The organism is Parvibaculum lavamentivorans DS-1 (assembly GCF_000017565.1).
GTDB classification, from domain to species: Bacteria; Pseudomonadota; Alphaproteobacteria; order Parvibaculales; family Parvibaculaceae; genus Parvibaculum; species Parvibaculum lavamentivorans.
This window is the reverse complement of sequence record NC_009719.1, coordinates 2875877-2897103: the sequence shown is the minus strand read 5'-3', so window position 1 is coordinate 2897103 and position 21227 is coordinate 2875877. Positions and strand designations below refer to the sequence as shown.

The 21227-nt window shown below is 64.2% G+C and carries 18 protein-coding genes; 8 read left to right on the top strand and 10 right to left on the bottom strand.

The features are described 5' to 3' along the window. Position 1 precedes the first annotated feature (1 nt). The 3 genes from PLAV_RS13645 to PLAV_RS13635 all read right to left on the bottom strand — a co-directional run bounded on the left by PLAV_RS13645 (position 2) and on the right by PLAV_RS13635 (position 6622). Positions 2–3277 (bottom strand): carboxyl transferase domain-containing protein, encoded by a 3276-nt coding sequence (locus tag PLAV_RS13645; protein ID WP_012111615.1) that lies wholly within the window; start codon positions 3275–3277, stop codon positions 2–4. An 86-nt stretch (positions 3278–3363) separates the two neighbouring features. Next, positions 3364–6081, bottom strand: a complete 2718-nt coding sequence (locus PLAV_RS13640) for a cation-transporting P-type ATPase (RefSeq protein ID WP_012111614.1) — start codon at positions 6079–6081, stop codon at positions 3364–3366. 73 nt (positions 6082–6154) lie between these two features. Then, a complete protein-coding gene (locus PLAV_RS13635; RefSeq protein ID WP_012111613.1) occupies positions 6155–6622 on the bottom strand; it encodes a group III truncated hemoglobin in 468 nt (155 codons plus the stop codon). Between the two features lie 112 nt (positions 6623–6734). Between PLAV_RS13635 and PLAV_RS13630 the strand changes: the two genes are divergently transcribed. Continuing rightward, positions 6735–7172 carry an Rrf2 family transcriptional regulator gene (locus tag PLAV_RS13630; protein ID WP_012111612.1) on the top strand — a complete coding sequence of 146 codons (438 nt, stop codon included), beginning with the start codon at positions 6735–6737 and terminating at the stop codon, positions 7170–7172. A 6-nt stretch (positions 7173–7178) separates the two neighbouring features. On the opposite strand, the gene PLAV_RS13625 is transcribed toward PLAV_RS13630, so the two are convergent. Both PLAV_RS13625 and PLAV_RS19060 read right to left on the bottom strand, forming a co-directional pair. Continuing rightward, on the bottom strand, positions 7179–7388 hold the full coding sequence (locus PLAV_RS13625) for a hypothetical protein (protein WP_143710226.1): 210 nt from the start codon (positions 7386–7388) through the stop codon (positions 7179–7181). A gap of 78 nt (positions 7389–7466) precedes the next feature. Continuing rightward, positions 7467–8465, bottom strand: coding sequence for a hypothetical protein (locus PLAV_RS19060; RefSeq protein ID WP_012111611.1), 999 nt, complete (start codon positions 8463–8465; stop codon positions 7467–7469). A 171-nt stretch (positions 8466–8636) separates the two neighbouring features. On the opposite strand from PLAV_RS19060, the gene PLAV_RS13615 reads away from it, so the two are divergent. Beyond that, positions 8637–10055, top strand: a complete 1419-nt coding sequence (locus tag PLAV_RS13615; RefSeq protein ID WP_012111610.1) for a spinster family MFS transporter — start codon at positions 8637–8639, stop codon at positions 10053–10055. 143 nt (positions 10056–10198) lie between these two features. On the opposite strand, the gene PLAV_RS13610 is transcribed toward PLAV_RS13615, so the two are convergent. The 3 genes from PLAV_RS13610 to PLAV_RS13600 all read right to left on the bottom strand — a co-directional run bounded on the left by PLAV_RS13610 (position 10199) and on the right by PLAV_RS13600 (position 12338). Beyond that, positions 10199–10660, bottom strand: a complete 462-nt coding sequence (locus tag PLAV_RS13610; RefSeq protein ID WP_012111609.1) for a response regulator — start codon at positions 10658–10660, stop codon at positions 10199–10201. 92 nt (positions 10661–10752) lie between these two features. Next, the gene (locus tag PLAV_RS13605; protein WP_012111608.1) at positions 10753–11160 is read right to left on the bottom strand and encodes an HIT domain-containing protein; all 408 of its coding nucleotides are present in this window, start codon (positions 11158–11160) and stop codon (positions 10753–10755) included. A gap of 8 nt (positions 11161–11168) precedes the next feature. After that, positions 11169–12338, bottom strand: a complete 1170-nt coding sequence (locus PLAV_RS13600) for an acyl-CoA dehydrogenase family protein (protein ID WP_012111607.1) — start codon at positions 12336–12338, stop codon at positions 11169–11171. 98 nt (positions 12339–12436) lie between these two features. Between PLAV_RS13600 and PLAV_RS13595 the strand changes: the two genes are divergently transcribed. The 4 genes from PLAV_RS13595 to PLAV_RS13580 all read left to right on the top strand — a co-directional run bounded on the left by PLAV_RS13595 (position 12437) and on the right by PLAV_RS13580 (position 16526). Then, a complete protein-coding gene (locus PLAV_RS13595; RefSeq protein WP_012111606.1) occupies positions 12437–12901 on the top strand; it encodes a MaoC family dehydratase in 465 nt (154 codons plus the stop codon). 3 nt (positions 12902–12904) lie between these two features. Continuing rightward, complete coding sequence (locus tag PLAV_RS13590) at positions 12905–13756, top strand: HpcH/HpaI aldolase/citrate lyase family protein (protein ID WP_012111605.1); 852 nt, start codon at positions 12905–12907, stop codon at positions 13754–13756. Between the two features lie 7 nt (positions 13757–13763). Continuing rightward, a complete protein-coding gene (locus tag PLAV_RS13585; protein WP_012111604.1) occupies positions 13764–14684 on the top strand; it encodes a 2-hydroxyacid dehydrogenase in 921 nt (306 codons plus the stop codon). A gap of 102 nt (positions 14685–14786) precedes the next feature. Further along, the gene (locus tag PLAV_RS13580) at positions 14787–16526 is read left to right on the top strand and encodes an N-acyl-D-amino-acid deacylase family protein (RefSeq protein WP_012111603.1); all 1740 of its coding nucleotides are present in this window, start codon (positions 14787–14789) and stop codon (positions 16524–16526) included. A gap of 107 nt (positions 16527–16633) precedes the next feature. Here PLAV_RS13580 and chrA read toward each other — a convergent pair whose 3' ends face one another. Then, on the bottom strand, positions 16634–17965 hold the full coding sequence (gene chrA / locus PLAV_RS13575; protein ID WP_012111602.1) for a chromate efflux transporter: 1332 nt from the start codon (positions 17963–17965) through the stop codon (positions 16634–16636). 164 nt (positions 17966–18129) lie between these two features. Between chrA and PLAV_RS13570 the strand changes: the two genes are divergently transcribed. After that, positions 18130–19560 carry a tetratricopeptide repeat protein gene (locus PLAV_RS13570; RefSeq protein ID WP_168713204.1) on the top strand — a complete coding sequence of 477 codons (1431 nt, stop codon included), beginning with the start codon at positions 18130–18132 and terminating at the stop codon, positions 19558–19560. A 51-nt stretch (positions 19561–19611) separates the two neighbouring features. Further along, positions 19612–20421 carry a phytanoyl-CoA dioxygenase family protein gene (locus PLAV_RS13565; RefSeq protein ID WP_012111600.1) on the top strand — a complete coding sequence of 270 codons (810 nt, stop codon included), beginning with the start codon at positions 19612–19614 and terminating at the stop codon, positions 20419–20421. Here the strand turns inward: PLAV_RS13565 and PLAV_RS13560 are convergent. Further along, positions 20418–21146, bottom strand: a complete 729-nt coding sequence (locus tag PLAV_RS13560) for an HAD family hydrolase (RefSeq protein ID WP_012111599.1) — start codon at positions 21144–21146, stop codon at positions 20418–20420. The two genes, PLAV_RS13565 and PLAV_RS13560, sit on opposite strands and share 4 nt — an antisense overlap. Positions 21147–21227: the final 81 nt, after the last annotated feature.

The window sequence follows — 21227 nt, the reverse complement described above, 5'->3', positions numbered from 1 at the left end:
CTCACCACGTATCGATGAAGGCGCGGGAGGGTTTCGCTTCCATCGGCGGCAGCGATTTCAAGCCCCGCGTGATCCAGTGCCTTGTCTCCGCCGGATCGATCACCGCGTCGATTTCTAGGAAGGCGGCCATATTGGTCGCCTTTCCGTTCTCGTAATAGCGGTCGACCATCTTGCGGTAGAAGGCGTCGCGCTCCTCCGGGTCTTCGATCGCCTCCATCTCGCGGCGATAGCCGAGCCGCGCCGCCCCTTCGAGGCCCATGCCGCCGAATTCGCCCGTCGGCCAGGAGATGTTGAAGAACGGCGCATGAAAGCTCCCCGCCGTCATCGCCTGCGCGCCGAGCCCATAGCCCTTGCGCAGCACCACCGCGAAGAGCGGCACGCTCATATTCGCCGCCGTCACGAACATGCGGCTGACATGGCGCACCTGCGCCTCTTTCTCGATCTCCGGCCCCACCATGAAGCCCGGCGTGTCGCAGAGCGACAGGATCGGCAGCCCGAACGCATCGCAAAGCTGCATGAAGCGCGCCGCCTTGTCCGCTGCCTCCGCGTCGATGGCGCCGCCGAGATGATAGGGATTGTTCGCCATCAGCCCCATCGGCCGCCCTTCCATGCGGATAAGCGCCGTCTTGATGCCGATACCGAATTCGCGCCTGAGTTCCAGCACCGATCCCTTGTCCGCCACGCCCTCGATCACCTTGTCGATGTCATAGGCGCGCAACCGGTTCTCGGGGATCATGTGGCGCAATAGCCGCTGGTCGCTCTCCTCCCACTTCTCCACCGCACCTTGAAAATACGAAAGATACTTCTGGCAGGCCTCGATCGCTTCTTCTTCGTCCTTCACGAAAATATCGATGACGCCATTCTTGCGGTGAACCGCCGCCGGGCCGATATCCTCGGGCGCATAAACGCCGAGCCCGCCCCCCTCGATCATCGCCGGGCCGCCCATGCCGATATTGGAATCCGCCGTCGCGATGATGACGTCGCAGCAGCCGAGCAGCGCCGCATTCCCCGCGAAGCACCGCCCCGCCGTCATGCCGACAAGCGGCACCTTGCCTGAAAGCGTCGCAAACGTGTGGAAGCTCGGCGTGTCGAGACCGGCAACGCCCGCCGTGTCCGTGTCGCCCGGCCGCCCGCCGCCGCCTTCCGCCAGCAGCACGATGGGCAGCTTCTGGTCCCGCGCGAGGAAGAGCATGCGGTCCATCTTCTTGTGGTTCATCGCACCCTGGGTCCCTGCGAACACGGTGAAGTCGTAGCCCATCACCATCGCGCGCGCCTTCTCTTCGCCGAAGAGCGAGGCGTTCACAGTGCCGATGCCCGACACCAGCCCGTCCGCCGGGCTCATCTTCAGAAGCTCCTCCAGCGAGCGCCGCCTCCGCTGCGCGGCCAGCGCCAGCGCGCCATATTCGATGAAGCTCCCCTCGTCGCAGAGCTGGTCGATATTCTCGCGCACCGTCCGCTGGTTGCGCTTGCGCCGCCGCGCCACAGCGTCCGGCCGGTTCTCGTCGAGCCCCAGCGCATGCCGCTCGATCACATGTTGCAGGTCGGGGCGGATGTAATCGGGATCGACCGCTTCTTCCGTCACCGCCGCCGCGTCGTCGCCCGCGCCCTCTTCGATGAAGAGGATCGGCTCTCCCTCCATCAGCGTTGCATTCGTCACGGCGGCGATTTTCCGCACCGTGCCGCCGAACGGCGCCGCGATGGTGTGCTCCATCTTCATCGCTTCGAGCACCGCGATCTGCTGTCCCTTCGCAACCGTCGCGCCTTCCGCCACATCGACGGAAATCACCTTGCCCTGCATCGACGAAGGAACAGGCGTCGTCCCCGCCGGCCCTTCCACATGTCTGGCAGCCGCCGCCGCGCCCGTACCGTTCCCGCCGGTGAAATAGCGCCCCGGTGTCGCCTCCGCCTTTGCCAGCTCGCCCGCATGTTCCGCGATGAAGCCCGTGCTCACCTCATTCGCCTGCACGTCGTCCCGCGCCATCAGCGCCTGCAGGAACGAAATATTCGTCGTCACGCCCTCGATCTGGAATTCACTGAGCGCGCGCCGCGCCCGCGCCACCGCCGCCGCATAGTCCGGCGCCGGCGAATGTGCGATCAGCTTCGCCAGCAGCGAGTCGTAGTTCGGGCTCGTGCGGTATCCGGCATAGCCGAACGTGTCGACGCGAATGCCCGGCCCCGAAGGCGGGTTGAACGTATTGAGCACGCCGCCCGTCGGCACAGCCTCGCCCGTCTCGTTCATCCGCTCCATGTTCACGCGAAGCTGGATCGCGAAACCGCGAGGGCTTGGCGTCTCCGTCAGCCCCACTTCCTTCAGCGTCGCGCCGCCCGCGATCCTGAGCTGCGTCTTCACGAGGTCGACCCCCGTCACTTCTTCGGTGACGGTATGCTCCACCTGCAATCGCGGATTGGCCTCCATGAAGGCAATCGCGCTCTCCGCGCTTTTCGCTTCCATGTCGATCAGGAATTCAAACGTGCCAAGCCCCTTGTAGTTCGCCGCGCCCGCCAGCTTCCGCGCCGCCTCCACCAGCCGCTTGCGAAGCCCTGCGTCGAGCGTCGGGCTTGGCGCAACCTCCACCACCTTCTGGTTCCGCCGCTGCAGCGTGCATTCGCGCTCGCCGAGATCGATCACATCCTTGCCGTCGCCGACGATCTGGATTTCGATGTGCCGCGCTTTCCGCACCAGCTTCTCGGCATAGAGGTCGCCGCTGCCGAATGCCGCCGTCGCTTCCGAGCGGCAGCGTTCATAGGCTTCCGGCAATTCCTTGATGTCGGTGACGGCGCGCATCCCGCGGCCGCCGCCGCCCGCCAGCGCCTTCAGCATGATCGGCGCCTTCACCTTCTCCATGAAAGCCCGCGCCTCTTCGAGGCTCGTGGCGCCGTTCGTGCCGGGAAAAAGCGGCACACCCTCTTTCTCGGCGAGCGCCCGCGCCTTGGCCTTGTCGCCGAACAGCCGCAGCGCCTCGGGCGAAGGTCCGACGAAAATAATCCCCTCCTTCGCGCATTCTTCCGCGAAAGCCGCATTCTCGCTCAGGAAGCCATAGCCCGGATGGATCGCGTCGCATCCCGCCTGCTTCGCCTCGGCCACGATCTGCTTGATGTCGAGATAGGCGGCTGCCCCCGTGCCGGTCAGCGGCAACGCCTCGTCCGCCGCCCGCACATGCAGCGACAGCGCATCATCCTCCGCATAGACCCCGACAGTCCGCAATCCGAGTTCCGCACCCGCGCGCGCAATGCGCACGGCAATTTCACCGCGATTGGCAATCAACAGGCTTTTCATGGATCGGGCCTCCCTCGCCCCAATGGCTTTTACCAATTGGAGTAGGGAGATGGACCGCCCCTGTCAAACCCGGCCTTCGGAAGTTCTCACCTTACAAATCCGAACCGCGCCGCCACGCGCTTCTCGATCTCGACCACGACCAGCAACAAAATGCCCGCGCCGACTATGACGGCACCGTCGGTCAGGGAGACCGGCCTGCTGCCGAAAATGCCCTGAAGGAACGGCATATAGGTAAAGGCGAACTGCGCCGCGATTACCGTCCCCACGCCCGCGAGAACGGCGGGCGTGCCCAGCACCCCCCGCCATGTCAGCGACGTGCCATGCACATAGCGCACGCTGAAAAGATAGAAGATTTCCATGACGACCAGCGCGTTCACCACCATCGTCCGCGCCGTCTCCACCGGCAGGCCCCGGCTCGTCGCCCAGGCATAGATGCCGAACGTGCCCGCCACCATCAGCAGCGAGACGAAAACGATCCGCCACAGCAGCCTGCCCGACAGCAGCCTCTGCCCCGCCTGTCGCGGCGGCCGGCGCATCGCGCCCGCCTCCGTCGGCTCGAACGACAGCGTCAGGCCGAGCGCCACCGCCGTCACCATGTTGATCCAGAGAATCTGCACCGGCGTCACAGGCAGCGTCAGCCCGAACAGGATCGCGAGAATGATGGTCAGCGCCTCGCCGCCATTGGTCGGCAGCGTCCAGGTGATCACCTTGGTGATATTGTCATAGACCGTCCGCCCTTCGCGCACGGCGGCGACGATAGACGCGAAATTGTCGTCGGCCAGCACCATCTCGCTCGCCTCCTTCGCCGCCTCCGTTCCCTTGCCGCCCATCGCGACGCCCACATCCGCGCGCTTCAGCGCCGGCGCGTCGTTCACGCCGTCGCCCGTCATCGCGATCACCGAGCCGTCCGATTGCAACGCCTCCACCAGCCTCAGTTTGTGTTCCGGGCTCGTCCGCGCGAACACCGCCGCCTCCCGCGCCGTCCTGCGGAATTCATCATCCGCCATCCGGTCCAGTTCCGCGCCCGTCACGGTCCTCGGCTCGTCGGCAATGCCGAGCTGCCGCGCGATCGCGCAGGCGGTGGCGGCGTGGTCGCCGGTAATCATCTTGACGCTGATGCCCGCCGCCCTGCATTCGGCCACCGCCTTCATCGCTTCCTCGCGCGGCGGATCGATCAGCCCGGCAATGCCGAGTAATGTCAGCCCCTCTTCCGCATCGCGCGGCGAAATCTCCGTGCAACCCTCCGGCATCACGCGCCGCGCCAGCGCAATCACGCGTTGGCCGTCGGAAGCCAGCGCCTCGATCTGCCGCTGCCAGTAATCCGCGTCCACCGCCCCCTCGCCCTCCGCCGTCGCGGCGCGCGCGCACATCGCCACCACCTGCTCGGGCGCGCCTTTCAGGTAAAGCACCGGCGCGCCGCTCCCGCGCGCATTGAGCGTCGCCATGTAGCGATGCCGCGCATCGAAGGGAATGACGTCGAGCCGCGTGAAGCGTTGGCGCGCGGCGTCGATGTCGTGCCCCGCTTTCGCCGCAAGCGAAACCAGCGCCCCCTCCATCGGGTCGCCATCCACCAGCCAGTTCCCGTCCGCATGGCGCAGATGCGCGTCGTTGCACAGCAGCCCCGCCAGCGACAATTCCTCCACCACCGGATAGGCGGCAATGTCGGCAGGCGCCCCATCCGCGAGAAACCGCCCCTCCGGCGCATAGCCCGCCCCTTCGACATCCGTTCGTCCAGCCGCCGTCACCGCCGCGCGCACCGTCATCTCGTTGCGGGTCAGCGTGCCGGTCTTGTCGGAACAGATCACCGACACCGATCCCAGCGTCTCCACGGCGGGCAGCTGGCGGATGATGGCATTGCGGCTCGCCATGCGCCGCACGCCGACGGCAAGCGCAATGGTCATGACGGCGGGCAGCCCTTCGGGGATCGCCGCAACCGCCAGCCCCACCATCACCATGAAGGCGTCGCTGAACGAATAGCCGCCCGCGAAAACCGCGTAGAGAAAGACGAGCGCGGAAACGCCAAGCACCGCCACAGTCACCTGCCGTGCGAACAGGTTCATCTGCCGCACCAGCGGCGTCGTCAGCCGCTCGACATCGCCGAGCATACCGCTGATATGTCCAAGCTCCGTTGCCGCGCCCGTGGCCACGGCCACGCCTGCCCCTTGTCCGGCGGCGATGAAGGTGCCGGAAAACGCCATTGAAAAGCGGTCGCCCAGCGGCGCTCCTGCATCCACCGGGGAGGTGCTCTTGTCGACCGGCACGGACTCGCCCGTCAGTGCCGCCTCGTCGGCTTTCAGGTTGTGCGCTTTCAGCAGCCGCAGGTCGGCGGGCACCCGATCCCCCGCTTCCAGCAGCACCACATCGCCCGGCACCACCTCGTCCGCGCCGATCGTCAGCCGCCGTCCGCCACGCATCACCGAGGCATGCGGATCGATCATGTCGCGTATCGCGTTGAGCGCCTGTTCCGCGCGCCCTTCCTGTACGACGCCGATAATCGCATTCAGGATGACGACCAGCAGGATCACGGCAGCGTCGGTCACATGGCCGATCCCCGCCGCGAGAACACCCGCCGCGATCAGCACATAGATGAGGAGATTGTGAAACTGGAGGAGAAAGCGCATCGCGAGCCCGCGAGGCTTCGCGCGGGGCAGCCGGTTCGGCCCATAGGCTTCGAGCCGCCGCGCCGCCTCCTCCTCGGAGATGCCGCCATGCCCGCTGCCGGTCTCGGCCAGAACGGCCTCGCGCTCCAGCGAATGCCATGCGCGCGCTTGCGGCGCTGCGACTTTTTCCTGCGATGCTGCCACGCCGGCCCCGTTCTGCTTCAGACCGTTTCTATGTAACAGATTTCCCGCAAAGCCGTCCCGCGTCGGAATGTCCTCAGCGTCTTTGCCGTTCCGGATCGTGCAGCGCCGGCTCGAAGAACATACCGAGCTGCAGGCTCTCCGCGATCCGCGCCGCCTTCTCCGTGAAGAGGTCCGCCACTTCCGGCGCGCAGATCTCGTCCGCCGTCTCGCGGAAAAGCGTCAGCCAGCGGTCGAAATGCGAGGGGCTCACCTCTTTCAGCTTCAGATGCGCCCGCATCGGCTGCCCCTTGTAGCGGCCGGTGGTCAGCATCACGGAGGACCAGAAGTCGAACATCTTTTTCAGATGCGGTTCCCAGTCCTCGCCGATGACGCCGTCGAAGATCGGCCCGAGAACCGCATCGCTCCGCACCTTCACATAAAAAGCGCGCACCAGCCGCTCGATTTCCTGCTCGTCGGTCGCGCGGCGCTTCGCATCCTCGTCGATGCACCAGCGGGCATTCTCGCTTTCGCCTTCGCCACCGCCCGGTTCGTCATTGCCCATTATCGCCCGCTCCTTTAACATGTATCTTTGATACATCTTTAAAGTCACGCCTCGCGGCGCCGAATGCAACATTTCCCGCCTGCGGCATTTCGCCGGTTCACGAAAGCTCCCCATGCGCCTCACCCTCCATACGGATTATGCGCTGCGCCTCCTCACTTATCTGGCGCTGAAGCCGGATGAGATTGCCACCATTTCCGAAGTGGCGGAGAGCTACAGCATCTCGCGCAACCATTTGACGAAAGTCGCGCATGAACTCGGCCGCGCCGGCTTCGTCGAAACGCTGCGCGGTCGCGGCGGCGGCCTGCGGCTCGCCCGCGCGGCCGGGAAAATCGGCATCGGCGACGTCGTCCGGGCGATGGAAGAGGATTTCTGCATCGTGGAATGTTTCGCGGCCGAGACGGACCGCTGCCGCATCGGCCCCGCCTGCCGCCTCAAGCGCGTGCTGAAGCAGGCGCTCGATGCCTGGCTTGCCGTGCTGGACGACACCACGCTTGCCGATCTCGTCGAACGACCGCAACCGCTCCGCCGTCTGCTCGCTCTTGCTGGCTGAGACGGATCAGTGCTTGCCCTGCTCGGTCTTTCCGAAATTCTCTCGCGTCACGACTTCGCGTTCGGCCTTCTCGGCAGGGGTCTCTTCCTGTCGCGCCGTGCGCCACTGCATCGTGGCATAGGCGAATACAACGCCAAGCACTACCGCGCCGCCGCCGACCACGAGAAGCCAGAGATTGCCGCCGGACCACAGGGCAGTCGTGAAATCGGTCTCCACAAGTACCTCCAATCGGAATGCAGGCGGACTTGAAGCCGCCTTCCTCTACCAACGGGAGGAATGGAACTTGGTTCCGTCTCAGCTATAGGCGAAGCCGGAGCGCGGCAGCATCCGCGCGCGCTCACGCCGCTCGTCGCGGGCTTCCGCTTCGTCGCGTGCATTTTTCTTGTCCCCGCTCCGCAGCGTTTCGCTGCCCTCGGGAATCGGGTCGAGCGAGGCCAGCAATTCGACGATACCGGGGGTAAGTTGCAGCGGCGCGCGTCCGACACTTGTCCCCGTGCTGGCGGCCGGATAGGCGCCGCCCGAAACCGGGGATAAAGCCGCCGCGCCGCGTGTCGCATAGCTCCGTCGCGCCTCGCCCGCCGGCTGCTCCGTGAAGCCCGGTTTTTCCTTTGTGACGGTTTGATTACGGTTCGATGACAGTGGACGGTTTTCCGCCATTTCCTGCATCCGCGAGGCATCGGCATTTTCATGCTTCGCCACCAGGTTCCGATAGACCTCGGAAACCGTCCGCGCGCGCCCATCCGCATTGTAGAAGATCGACCGGTTGGCATCCGCCGCAGCTGGAAAAAGCGTGTCCGCACGGGCATTTGGCGTGTCTTCCGCCGCCCCGATCAGCTTCGATGCGCCGCCCGCGCCGAGGAAATGCGCGATGTAAAGCTCGCCCTCATTCACCTCACGCCCCAGCCGCCCCTCGAGATGCGCCGCGCTGTCCTGCGTATAAGCCCCCGCCATCAGCGCCGAAGCATGCGCATCGTTCCGCAAGGCAAGAATTTCCTGCCTTTCGGCAGCATTTTCCACGACATAGCGGCCATTGGCATTGCGCGTGATCGACGCCGAATAGTCACCGAGACCCAGCGCCTCGCCATGCTTCTTCAGGGTGCCGAGCCAGCTCTGTTCGGTGAACTGGAACAACCCGCAGGCGCTGGAAGTCTTTGATTGTGCTTCACAATTCAGGCTCGACTCGCGCATGGCCGTCTTCAGCAGATAGTCGAAATCGGTCCCCGTGCGCTGGCTCGCGGCCTGCAGCGCGGTGGCGATTGTCGGCTGTATGCCAATGGTTTCGACAAGGCTCATCCGGTTTTTCCTCTCATTCCGGTGAGCAAGGTCGCAAGCCCCGTGCCAGTTCAATTTACCGTTCAATATCGCGGAAACCCTGCGTTTTTCGCGCGCATTTCCATCCTTCCGCGTTAAGCTTCCTCAAAAGCATGGGAAAACCATGCACCACCTGGAGGGAGGAAATACGGAATGGCCGAGATCGACGTCGCGGCGGAAGTCGAGGAGAGTCTTCATCACCCTGCAAAAGAAGAGGCGGAAAAGCCTTATCCCAAAGCCATTTACGGCTGGTACGTGGTCGGTATTCTCGTCCTCGCCTACACCTTCTCCTTCATCGACCGGCAGATTCTGAGCCTCCTGGTCGGACCCATCAAACGGGATCTGGCCATCTCCGACACGCAAATGAGCCTGCTGCAAGGCTTTGCTTTTGCTGCCTTTTACTGTGTTGCAGGCCTCCCGATCGGCCGTCTGGTGGACCGCTACCACCGCGTCAACATCATCGCCCTCGGCGTCTTCGTTTGGAGCTTGATGACCGCGCTGTGCGGCACCGCGCGCTCCTTCCTGATGCTTTTCGTCTTCCGCGCCGGCGTCGGCGTCGGCGAGGCGGCGCTCTCGCCCGCCGCCTATTCCATCATCGCGGACTATTTTCCGCCGAAACGCTTGGGTTTTGCGCTCGGCGTCTATGGCATGGGCGTCTATATCGGCGCCGGCCTCGCCCTCATCATCGGCGCCGCCGTTATCGCCCTCGTCTCCGAAGGCGGCAGCGCCACCCTGCCCCTGATCGGCGAAATCTACGCCTGGCAAATCACCTTCCTCGTCGTCGGCCTGCCCGGCATCCTTGTCGCCCTCTGGGTCTGGACCCTTCGCGAGCCTGTCCGCCGCGGCCATGTCCGTCAGGAAACCGGCGCCGACGGCATCTCCCGCCGCGTCGAGGTGCCGGTGAAGGAAGTCTTTGAATATATGGGCAAAAACTGGCGCACCATTGTGCCGCTTAACCTCTGCTACGCCCTCTCGGCCATGATGGCCTATGGCGTCGCTGCCTGGATTCCGACCCTCTTCGTCCGCACCCACGGCTGGACCTATCCCGAAGCGGGCTTCTGGTATGGCCTCGTCATCGTCATCTTCGGCACCACCGGCGTCATCGCGGGCGGCTGGACGGGCGACTTCCTGACCGGCAAGGGCATCCGCAACGGCCGCATGATGGTCTGCGCCTTCACCGGCCTTGCCGCCTTCCCCTTCTCCATCGCCTATCCGCTGGTGGACGACCCCTGGATTGCGCTTTTGCTGCTCTGCCCCTCGACCTTTTTCGCCACTTTCACCACCGGCGCCGGCCCCTCCGCGCTCCAGGAACTGATGCCGAACCAGATGCGCGGCTTCGCCTCCGCCATCCTGATTTTCGTGGTCACGATCATCGGCCTCGGCCTCGGCCCCACCTCGATCGCGCTGGTGACGGACTATGTCTATGGCGATGAAGCGATGCTGCGCTACTCGCTGGCAGTGGTACCGGCCATCGTCTTGACCCTCGCCATCGTCGCGGGCTTCCTCGGGCTGAAGCCTTATCTCGCGAGCCTCGACTACCTGAAGCACTGGAGCACCCAGAACGAAAAGTGACAGCAAAAACAAGAGATTGGGTCCGCAAGCGGATTCAATCTCTCAATATCTTGGGGCGCAAGGGCGCCTTAACCCTAAATCTCAGGATCAACTCTATATATAGGTGATTTCAAAGGCTTGGGCACATATCCACAATGTGGATATCAGACGGCCTTGCCAAACAGCCCAAAGCGCCACGCCGTGGCGCCGGCGGCTGAATTGTCCTGCACCAGCCGCAAGTGCGACCGCCCGGCGAGCCGCCCGCGCGTCCGCGCCTGCCCCAGCTTGAAGGCAAGCAACGCCTCATCGAACGGCTTCGCGAGATAGTCGTCGGCCCCAGCCTCGATCGCGCGGCGCACCGATGCCGGCGCGGCATCGCCCGTCACATGGAAAAGGCAGAAATCCTGCCCACCCGGCAGGCGCCGCAACGCCTCTACCAGCAGCCCGCCGCTCGGCATTTCCAGCCGCCCGTCGATCATGATGAGGTCCGGCGCCGTACCCGCCGCCATCGCCAGCGCCTCCTCGCTGCCGGACGCTCCCGCCACCCGAAAGCCGAGGCGTTCGAGCAGGTGGCTCGCGGCGCGGCGCGAGGCGGGCGAAAGATCGGCAACAAGGGCTGTGTTCAAGGCTCCGGCTCCGGAATGCGGGTGAATCGCTCCCCGTCTTCCCCCGGATATTGAGCCTCGAGTCTTAAACCAATCGTTAACCGTGACGGCCCTCAGCCGCGAAAATCCCGTCCCAGCCGTTCGACAAGGGCACGCCTCTCTTCCTCGCCGTAGGCTTCGGCCGTCCCAACGCCCCAGACCGGCGCCGGCCAGGCCGCATCCTCGGGAAACCGGGCAATCACATGCACATGAAGCTGCGGCACCATGTTGCCGAGCGCCGCCACATTCATTTTGTGTGCCTTGGTCACTTCCCTCAGCACATCCGAGGCAAGGTCGATCTCCGCATGGAATTTCGCTTTCTCCTTCGCCGCCACATCATCGAAATCCCGCAGCCCCTCGCGCCGCGGCACCAGGATCAGCCAGGGAAACCGCCGGTCATTCATCAGCAGCACCCGGCAAAGCGGCAGGTCGGCCACCAGCAGCGTATCGGCGGCAAGCCGCTCGTGAAGGGTGAATGCCATCGACAACCTCAATAAGACTTCGGCAGGCCAAGCACCCGCTCGGCAATGAAACTCAGGATCAGCTCACGGCTCACAGGTGCAATCCGCGCGATCATCACTTCGCGCATATAACGCTCGACATGGAACTCCTTGGCATAGCCCATGCCCCCATGCGTCATGATCGCCGTCTCGCAGGCCCGGAAACCCGCCTCCGCCGCCAGATATTTCCCCGCATTGGCCTCCGCCCCGCAATTCTCGCCCGCGTCGTAAAGCGCCGCCGCCTTGAACACCATCAGGTTCGCCGCTTCCAGTTCCGCCCAGCACCGCGCCAGCGGATGCTGGATCGCCTGGTTCTGCCCAATCGGCCGGCCGAACACCTCCCGCTCCCGCGCATAATCCGTCGCCTTCTTCAGCGCAATCCGGCCGACACCCACCGCCTCCGCGCCGATCAGCACCCGCTCCGGGTTAAGCCCATGCAGCAGATAGTGAAATCCCTTCCCCTCCTCGCCGATCAGGTCTTCCTTCGGCACCCGTAGCCCATCGAAGAACACCGCGTTCGAGTCGACCGCCTTCCGCCCCATCTTCTCGATCTCGCGAACCTCCGTGGCGCCACCGCGATCGAGGTTCGTATAAAAGAGTGACAATCCTTCGGTCGCCTTGGCGCATTTCTCCTTCGGCGTCGTCCGCGCCAGCAGCAATATCTTGTTCGCCGTCTGCGCGGTCGAGGTCCACATCTTCCGCCCATGCACCACATAGGCCTTGCCGTCCCACTCCGCCTTGGTGGAGATCGCGGTGGTATTGAGCCCCGCATCCGGCTCCGTCACGCCGAAGCAGCAGCGGTCCTCGCCCTTGATGAGCGGCGGCAGGTTCTTCTGCTTCTGCTCCTCGGTCCCGAACACCACCACGGGCATCGGCCCGAACAGGTTGATGTGAATGGCGGAAGCACCCGAAAGACACGCCCCCGATTCGGCAATCGTTTGCGCCACGATGGCCGCTTCCGTCACGCCGAGCCCCGAACCGCCATAGGCTTCCGGCATCGCGACCCCAAGCCAGCCGCCAGCCGCGATATCCCGCACGAAATCCTCCGGGAAGCCGCCTTCCTTGTCGTGTTTCAGCCAGAAGGCATCGTCATACTTCACGCAGATCCGCGCCACGGCGTCCCTGATCGCCTGCTGATCCTCGCTGAATCTGAAATCCATATAGCCTCCCCGGCGTCTTTTCGCGTTCTGCTGCGCGAGGCTATAACCTAGCCGGGATGCGGGCGGCGAGACAGCCTGCGGAAACAACAGGGATCGACATGCCGGGACTTTATTTCGAGGAATTCAGCGAGGGTCAGATATTCAAGCACCCGATCAGGCGCACGGTCACCGAGACGGACAACGTCCTCTTCTCGACCATGACCATGAACCCCGCCGCCCTCCACCTCGACCATCACTACGCGGCAACCGAAACCGAATTCGGCAAGCCGCTGGTGAACAGCCTCTTCACCCTCGGCCTGATGATCGGCATCTCGGTCAACGACACGACGCTTGGCACCACTATCGCCAATCTCGGCATGAACGACGTCGTCTTTCCGAAGCCCGTCTTCCAGGGCGATACGCTGCGGATCGAAACGAAGGTGCTTTCGAAGCGCCGCTCGAAGTCCCGCCCTCTCGCCGGCATCGTCACCTTCGAACACAAGGCCTACAACCAGCACGGAGACGAAGTTGCCTCCTGCACGCGCCAGGCTTTCATGCACGCCAAAAGCGTCGAAGAGGCCTGAGCCATGAGGTCCTTGCTCTTCGTCCCCGCCGACAGCGAAAAGAAACTCGCCAAGGGCTTCGGCTCCGGCGCCGACGCACTTATCCTCGATCTGGAAGATTCCGTCGCGCTTTCGAACAAGGAAGCCGCGCGCAAATCCGCGACCGATTACCTGAAAGGCGCTGACCGCTCCGGCCCCAAACTCGTGCTCCGCATCAATGCGCTCGACACACCCTTCTGGGAAGCCGACCTCGAAGCCATTATCCCCGCCAAACCCGACATGATCGTCATCCCGAAAACCCTGTCTGGTGCCTGCGTGAAAAAAGTCGGCGACAGGATCGACCGCCTCGGCGGCGGCGACATCGGCATAGGCTGCGTCGCCACGGAAACAGCCGCCTCTCTCTTCACGCTCGGCACATATGGCGGCTCGCATCCCCGCCTCGCTTTCCTCACATGGGGCGCGGAAGATCTTTCCGCCGCGCTCGGCGCGCGCGACAACAAGGACGACCACGGAAACTACACTGGCCCCTACCAGCTCGCCCGAACGCTGACGCTGCTCGGCGCCGTCGCCGCCGGCGTCGCGCCCATCGACGGCGTCTGGAAGGATTTCCGCGACGAGAAAGGCCTCGAAGCCGAAGCCCGCGCCGCCGCGCGAGACGGCTTCACCGGCAAGATGGCGATCCATCCGGCCCAGGTCGCGATCATCAATGAAGTCTTCACGCCGAACGAAGCCGACCTTGCCCATGCCCGCGCCGTCATTGCCGCTTTCGAGCAGGCGGGCGATGTCGGCGTCGTGGCGCTCGACGGTGTCATGCTGGATATGCCCCATCTGAAACAGGCAAAGGCGCTTCTCGCCCGTGCCGCCCAGTCGAATTGAGTAACTTATGAAACCGAACGTTCTGATCGCCCTCCCGCTCGGCAAGGCTTTCGAGCGGAAGCTCACCGACCGGTACACCATCGTCGCCGATCCGCAGGCGCAGAAGGGCGTCGATGCTGTCGTCACTGTCGGCACGATGCGCGCCGACGATGCCTGGTTCGACGCCATGCCCGACCTGAAGCTCATCTGCTGCTTCGGCTCCGGCTATGAAGGGATCGATATCGGCGCGGCGGCCCGGCACAACGTCACCGTCACCAATACCGTCGGCGCCAATGCCGCCACGGTCGCGGACCTCGCCGTCGCACTCCTTCTCGCCTCGGTCCGCCTCGTCGTCACTGGCGACCGTCTCACCCGCGCCGGGCAATGGCGCGGCGAAAACCCTGCGCCCCTCCTCTTCGCGCGCGGCATCACGGGCCGCCGGATCGGCGTCGTCGGGCTCGGCGCCATCGGCCTGAAGATCGCGAACCGGCTCGCCGCCTTCGAAGCCGAGATCGGTTATCACAACCGCAGCAGGAAAGACGTCCCCTATCCCTATTTCGAGACCGTGCTCGAACTTGCCGAATGGGCCGACACACTCATCCTCGCCCACCGCGCCGACGAGTCGAACCGTCACATGGTCAATGCCGGGGTTCTGGCGGCGCTCGGCCCTTCCGGTCATGTCGTCAATATCTCGCGCGGCTCCGCTATCGACGAGGACGCCCTGATTGCCGCCCTCAAAAACGGCACCATCGCGGGCGCCGGCCTCGATGTTTTCGAGGACGAGCCCCATCCGCGTCAGGATCTTGTCACCCTGCCCAACGTGGTGGTGACGCCGCATATCGGCGGCGGAACCTCGGAAGCCATCATCGCAATGGGCGATGCCGTAATCGCCAATCTCGACGCCTTTTTCGCCGGAAAACCGCTTCCAAACCCGGTCACTTCGGCCTGATCCCCGCGCCCGGACAAAAATAGACCTCGGTCTATTTTATGCTGGCCTCCGCAAATCGCCCAGCGTACTCTCCTCCCCAAAGCAACCGGGGAGGAGCCCATCATGCACGATCTCATCATTCGCGGCGGACTGCTGGCCGACGGCACGGGCGCGCCCGCGCGCATCGCCGACGTCGCCATCGACAACGGCATCGTCACCGAAGTCGGCACCGTTACCGGTACCGCAAGGCGCGAGATCGACGCGACCGGCCTCGTCGTCACGCCGGGCTGGGTCGACATCCACACGCATTACGACGGCCAGGTCACATGGGACCCGCTCCTTTCGCCCTCTTGCTGGCATGGCGTGACGACGGTCGTAATGGGCAATTGCGGCGTCGGCTTCGCGCCCGCCCGGCCCGACAAGCATGATTGGCTCATCAGCCTCATGGAAGGCGTAGAGGATATCCCCGGTGCCGCACTCGCCGAAGGCATCGAGTGGAACTGGGAAACCTTCCCCGAATATATGGACAGCCTCGACAAGCAGAAGCGCGTGCTCGATGTCGCGACGCAGGTGCCGCATGGCTCCGTCCGCGCCTATGTGATGGGCGAGCGCGGCGCACGCAACGAAGCCGCGACCGACGAAGACATTGCCGCGATGGCGAAGATCGTCGAGGAAGGCATCGCCGCAGGCGCGCTCGGCTTCTCGACCTCGCGCACCATGCTGCATCTCTCGAAGGACGGCGAACCCGTCCCCGGCACCTTCGCCAACAAGGCGGAGCTGATGGGCATTGGCCGCGCACTCGGCAAGGCGGGCCACGGCGTCTTCGAAATGGCGTCGGACATGACGCCGGCCGAAGAGGAATTCAACTGGATGAAGGAGCTTTCCGCGGAGACGGGCCTTCCCGTCACCTATGCCCTGCTCCAGTCGCCCGTCGAACCGGACAAGTGGCGCGACATGCTCCGTCTCACCGACGAAGCCCGCAAGCAAGGCGCCAATGTCACCGCGCAGATCGCCTGCCGCCCCACCGGCATGGTGCTCGGCTGGCAGAGCACGGTGCATCCCTTCATCGCGCATCCCGCTTATTACGAGATTGCCGCTCTTCCTTTCGCCGAGCGTCTCGAAAAGCTGAAGGACCCGGAAATCCGCGCCCGCATCATCGCAGATCAGCCGCGCGAGTTCGGCCCCCTCGGCAGTATCCTGACCAAGGGCTTCGATCGCATGTTCCGGCTTGAAAATACCGGCACGCTTGAATACGAGCCCCGCGCCGAAGACAGCGTCGCCGCCCTTGCGGAGCGCACGGGCAGGAACCCCGCCGAAATCGTCTATGACATGCTGATGGAGAAGGACGGCCGGGGATATGTCTACCTGCCGCTCCTCAACTACACGCTCTTCAACTTCGACCACATCCACGAAATGATGCGCCACCCGGCAACGGTGCTGAGCCTGTCCGACGGCGGCGCGCATTGCGGCGTCATCTGCGATGCGAGCTTCCCCACCTACATGCTGACGCATTGGGTGCGCGACCGTTCGCGCGGCGAGCGTCTGCCGCTCGAGGAAGTGGTGCGCATGCAGACGCACGATACGGCTCGCCTCTACGGCCTCAACGATCGCGGCGTCGTGGCGCCCGGCATGAAGGCGGATCTCAACATCATCGACCTGGAGAAACTCCGCATCCTCGCGCCGGAGATGGTCTTCGACCTTCCCGCCGATGGCCGCCGCATGATCCAGCGCGCCGACGGCTACCGCGCCACCATCGTCAACGGCGCGGTCACTTTCGAAAACGGAGAAGCGACAGGCGAAATGCCCGGCCGCCTCATCCGTGGCCCGCAGCGTCAGGTCCCGTCCGTTCAGGCGGCGGACTAAAGCGTTTTCAGCAAAAGTGGCTGCCACTTTTGCGGTTCGAAAACGCGACAAAACAAAGACTTGGGTGTCCTTCACCGTTTCCATGAAACGGTGAAGGACACCAGGTTTCAGAGAAAGCTGATCGCAACGCCTGCCGCCGCCGCCATACCGAGCGCCGGCAGCATGCCTGCGTGAAAGCGCAATACCGCGACAAGCGCGGCCACGCTCAGGGCGAGAGCCCATGGATCGAGCGTGGCCGTGTCCGGTATCCAAAGACGCAAAATCCCCGTCCGCACTTCCTCCACCTCGCCGAAAAGGACATGCAGTCCGAACCAGATCGCAAGGTTGAGGATCACGCCGACCACCGCCGCCGTGATCGCCGTGAAGGCTGCATTGAGCGTCGCGACCTTCCGCAGCCGCTCCACATAGGGCGCACCGAGAAAAATCCACAGGAAGCACGGCGCAAACGTGACCCAAACCGTCACCAGCGCACCGATGGCGCCCGCAAGCGCGGGATTTATCCCCGTCTCCGCCCGATGCGCTGCGAGATAGCCCACGAACTGCAACACCAGGATCAGCGGCCCCGGCGTCGTCTCGGCGAGGCCAAGCCCGTCCAGCATCTCGCCGGGATTGAGCCAGCCGTAATTCTGCACCGCCTCCTGCGCCACATAGGCCAGCACTGCATAGGCGCCGCCAAAGGTGATGACGGCCATCTTGCTGAAGAAAACCGCCTCCTGCGCGAACACATGCCCCATGCCGAAGAAAAGGATCAGCGCCGCCACCGGCCCGAGCCACAGCGCGAGCCCCACGAGAGCGGTAACGAAAGTGCGTCGCGGAGACGCTCGCGTATGATCGCCTCCATTGACCCGCCGCTCTTCTTCCTCCGGCGCCTTCAGCGTATCGCCGAATATCCACGGCGCCCGCCTCGCGGCAGCCAGACCGAACAACGCCGCCGCCGCGACAACCAATGGAAACGGCACGTCGAAAAAGAAGATTGCGGCGAAAGCGGCAGCCGCCACCGCATAAAGCGCGCCCGATTTCATAACCCTTTTTGAAATGCGGATCAGCGCCTCGATCACGATGGCGAAGACCGCCGCCTTGATGCCAAAGAACACAGCCTCCACCAGCCCGAGATCGGCATAAGCCGCATAAAGCATGCTGAGGCCTAGCATCACCGCCACGCCCGGCAGGATGAACATCAGTCCCGCTGCCAGCCCACCCTTCAGGCCATGCAGCAGCCAGCCCGAATAGGTCGCAAGCTGCTGTGCCTCTGGCCCCGGCAGCAACATGCAGAAATTGAGCGCATGAAGGAATTGCGGCTCGCTCAGCCACTTCTTCTCATCCACCAGAATGCGGTGCATGAGGGCGATCTGCCCGGCCGGGCCGCCAAAGCTCAGAAAGCCGATCTTCGCCCATATCCCGAAGGCTTCTCCAAAGGAAACGGTGCGTAGATCGGTCATCCATCAAGCCTTCCGGTAACGAATCTTTCTCCGCCGCCAATATGACACCCGTTTGTGATACATGCAGCATGGCCGCCCCGCCGACATAGGCCAGGATATGGGATTGACGGGTTCCGCGCCGCTATGCAGGTTGAACCTCGCTCCGCCGATGAATGGACAAGAACTTGAGCACTGAAACCGCCGCCGAGACCGCCCTTCCCGACCGCTACAGCGATGTCCTCACCCTTCTGAAAGAGGGCCGCAAGCGCATCGCGGAGGAAAAGTGCCGCGCGCTCCTGGCTGAAACGCCGGAAGACCCCGATGCCCTGGCACTGCTCGCCTCCATCGTCGTCGAAAGCGGCAGGCTGGAAGAGGCGGAGCAATTGCTCGGCTACGCGCTGAAACTTGCGCCCACCGAACCGACCCCCTGGATGAACCTCGGCCGCCTGTTGCAGCAGGCCGGCCGCTGGGGCGACGCGATGGACCATTACCATCATGCCGCCACCCTCTTCCCCGCTCACGCCGGCATCGCCGCCACGCTCGGCCAGCTCTATCAGCGCGCAAACCGTTTCACGGACGCAGAAGCTCAGTATCGCCGCGCTCTGGAAAACCGGCCCATCCCCGCCTATCACATGCAGCTCGGCATGGTTCTCCTGCGGCAGGAACGCACCGACGAAGCCGTCGAGGAACTGCAGACCGCAATCAAGGGCAACCCGAACCTCGCCGCCGCCTATGGCAATCTGGGCAATGCCGAGCAGAAGCGTGGAAACATCGAGGCCGCCGCCGCCGCCTACGAGAAAGCGGTCGCCCTCAATCCAAAAGACACGCTCTCATATGTCAGCTTCGGCATGGCGCGCCTCAAGCTCGGCGCCGCGCGCGAAGCCGCCGAAATCTTCGAGCGTGCCCTCGCCACCCATGGCCCGGAACGGCGCGCGGCGGCATGGCTTCCCTTCGCCCGCGCGCAGGAATTCGGCGACATGCCGTCAGGCTACCGCGCTGAAATCGGCAATCTCGTCAGCCGCGCAACGCTGACGCCACCCGAAGGCTATGCAAGCCTCGCCGATCTCAACTCCGCGCTCGCAAAAGCCCTGAAAGAAGATCCCACCGTCACATGGGAGCCGCTCGGAAAGGCGACCCGCAAGGGCGGCCAGACCGGCCTCCTGCTCGACGCGCCGCGCGAGCCTTTCATTGCCTTTGAGAAATCCCTTCGCCGCGCCATCGACGCCCATTTCGACAGTATCAAGCCGCAGCCGGGCCACCCATACCGGGGGCAAGTGCCAAAGACCTACCATCTCGATCTCTGGGGCACGCTGCTCTCCGAAGGCGGCCACCAGCATTCGCATATCCATGTCGGCGGCTGGATGAGCGGCGTCTATTATGTCGCCCTCCCGCCCGCCCTCGGCACGGGCGAAGGCAGCCATGACGGCTGGATTGAATTCGGCCATCCGCCACCGGAATTCGATGCGAAGTTCGAACCGAAGACGATTGCCTATGAGCCGCGAGAGGGCGACGCTCTCTTCTTCCCCTCATATCTCTTCCACCGCACGCTGCCCTTCTCGGGCGACGTGCAACGCATCAGCCTTGCCTTCGACGTGAAGCCGACAAGCTGGCGCTGATCTGGACGAAACCGCCGCCGCACGTATCATGCGGCTGGCGGGGAGGAGAAAATGACACCGGAAGAAGCAAACCGCCACATCGCCACCGTTGATGCCGAAGGCTACACCATCGTCGAAAACGCCATCGAACCGGCTCTCATAGACGAGCTGAACGAAACGCTGCTTCGCCTTGAGCGCGACATGAATGTGGTGCCCGCGAAAAACGGCTTCGAGGGGCACCATACCGTCCGCATCTACAACCTGCTCGCCTTCGGCGCCGTCTTCCAGCGCATCCCCGTCCATTCATCCGTCCTTCCCGTCATCGAAGGCGTGCTGGACAAGGGCTGCCTGATCTCCTCGCTCTCCTCCATCTCGATCGACCCCGGCGAAAAGAGCCAGCCGATCCATGCCGACGATCAGGTGATGCCGGTGGCAAAGCCCCACGCGCCCTTCGTCTGCAATTCAATGTGGGCATTGACGGATTTCACCGAGGAGAACGGCGCCACGCGCATTATCCCCGGTACTCATAAATGGGACCGCTCCCCCGAATACGGAACGCATTACGACAGCATCCCCGCCGAGATGCCGAAAGGCTCCGTCCTCATCTGGCATGGCAGCCTCTGGCATGGCGGCGGCGCCAACAAGTCCGGCGCGCGCCGTGTCGGCATCGCCATGAATTACTGCGCCGGCTTCATCCGTCAGCAGGAGAACCAGCAGCTCGGTCTCCCGCTCGACCTCGTGAAGACCTTCGAGCCGCGCCTCCAGGAACTCTGCGGCTTCGGCACCTACATGAACCTGATCGGCCATATCGACAAGAAAACGCCCGCCCAGCGCCTCCTCGGCGAAACGCGGGACTTCAAATCCATCTGGGATCTCGCCTAGCCGCCCAGCTCGTCCAGCAGCGCCGGCAGTTCCGCAATGCTCCCGATAACGTGATCGGCAAGCGGCGCGAGATCGTCGCGCCCGCTAGTCCCCGTCAGCACGCCGATATTGAGCGCCGCGCCCGCCCTTCGGCCCATTTCGAGGTCATGGCTGTTGTCCCCCACCACGGCAATCTCATGGGGCGCGAGCCCCACCGCCGCGCAAAAGGCGAGCGCCATGCCCGGCCCCGGCTTCTGCCCATGCCCGCTGTCATACCCGGCCGAAAATTCGATATAGGTCTCAAGCCCGAACCGCAGGATCGTCGCCCGCGCCGATTCCGCCACATCGTTGGTGGCAATGCCTGTCCTGATCTCCCTGTCCTTCAGCCCCCTGAAGAACACCGGCAGATCCGTCACCGGCAGCGACCGCTCCGGCGCCAGCCGGATGAAGAGCCCGTCCAGCGCCGCGATCAGCGCCGCCCTCTCCCACCCGCCGGCAATCGTGATCCACGCATCCACCAGCCCGAACGTATCTCCCGCCCCGGCAATGCTGCCCGCCGCGACCCGCGCCGTCGCCGGATCGAAGCCAATGACCGACAGCATCTCCGGCACAAGGTCGCGCCGCTCACGCGCGGCCATTTCAGCCGCTTCGACGAGGATCGGGCCCCAGGTTCCGTGATAGTCGAACAAGGTTCCATCCTTGTCGAACAGGATGCCCCTCGGCTTTCGCCCCGCGCCGCCGGCCATGCCCGCCCTTCCCTTGTTCCGTTTCGATACAATTTCGCGCTATATTGTCGTCTGACCGAGCCAACCGGAAGCCGTAGGGGT

Coding starts and splice junctions, on each gene's coding strand:
- PLAV_RS13615 (WP_012111610.1), top strand. CDS start 8,637: ATGGCCGAGATCGACGTCGCGGCGGAAGTCGAGGAGAGTCTTCATCAC.
- PLAV_RS13560 (WP_012111599.1), bottom strand. CDS start 21,146: ATGGCCGGCGGCGCGGGGCGAAAGCCGAGGGGCATCCTGTTCGACAAG.
- chrA (WP_012111602.1), bottom strand. CDS start 17,965: ATGACCGATCTACGCACCGTTTCCTTTGGAGAAGCCTTCGGGATATGG.
- PLAV_RS13605 (WP_012111608.1), bottom strand. CDS start 11,160: ATGGCATTCACCCTTCACGAGCGGCTTGCCGCCGATACGCTGCTGGTG.
- PLAV_RS19060 (WP_012111611.1), bottom strand. CDS start 8,465: ATGAGCCTTGTCGAAACCATTGGCATACAGCCGACAATCGCCACCGCG.
- PLAV_RS13635 (WP_012111613.1), bottom strand. CDS start 6,622: ATGGGCAATGACGAACCGGGCGGTGGCGAAGGCGAAAGCGAGAATGCC.
- PLAV_RS13595 (WP_012111606.1), top strand. CDS start 12,437: ATGCCGGGACTTTATTTCGAGGAATTCAGCGAGGGTCAGATATTCAAG.
- PLAV_RS13600 (WP_012111607.1), bottom strand. CDS start 12,338: ATGGATTTCAGATTCAGCGAGGATCAGCAGGCGATCAGGGACGCCGTG.
- PLAV_RS13630 (WP_012111612.1), top strand. CDS start 6,735: ATGCGCCTCACCCTCCATACGGATTATGCGCTGCGCCTCCTCACTTAT.
- PLAV_RS13590 (WP_012111605.1), top strand. CDS start 12,905: ATGAGGTCCTTGCTCTTCGTCCCCGCCGACAGCGAAAAGAAACTCGCC.
- PLAV_RS13565 (WP_012111600.1), top strand. CDS start 19,612: ATGACACCGGAAGAAGCAAACCGCCACATCGCCACCGTTGATGCCGAA.
- PLAV_RS13580 (WP_012111603.1), top strand. CDS start 14,787: ATGCACGATCTCATCATTCGCGGCGGACTGCTGGCCGACGGCACGGGC.
- PLAV_RS13585 (WP_012111604.1), top strand. CDS start 13,764: ATGAAACCGAACGTTCTGATCGCCCTCCCGCTCGGCAAGGCTTTCGAG.
- PLAV_RS13645 (WP_012111615.1), bottom strand. CDS start 3,277: ATGAAAAGCCTGTTGATTGCCAATCGCGGTGAAATTGCCGTGCGCATT.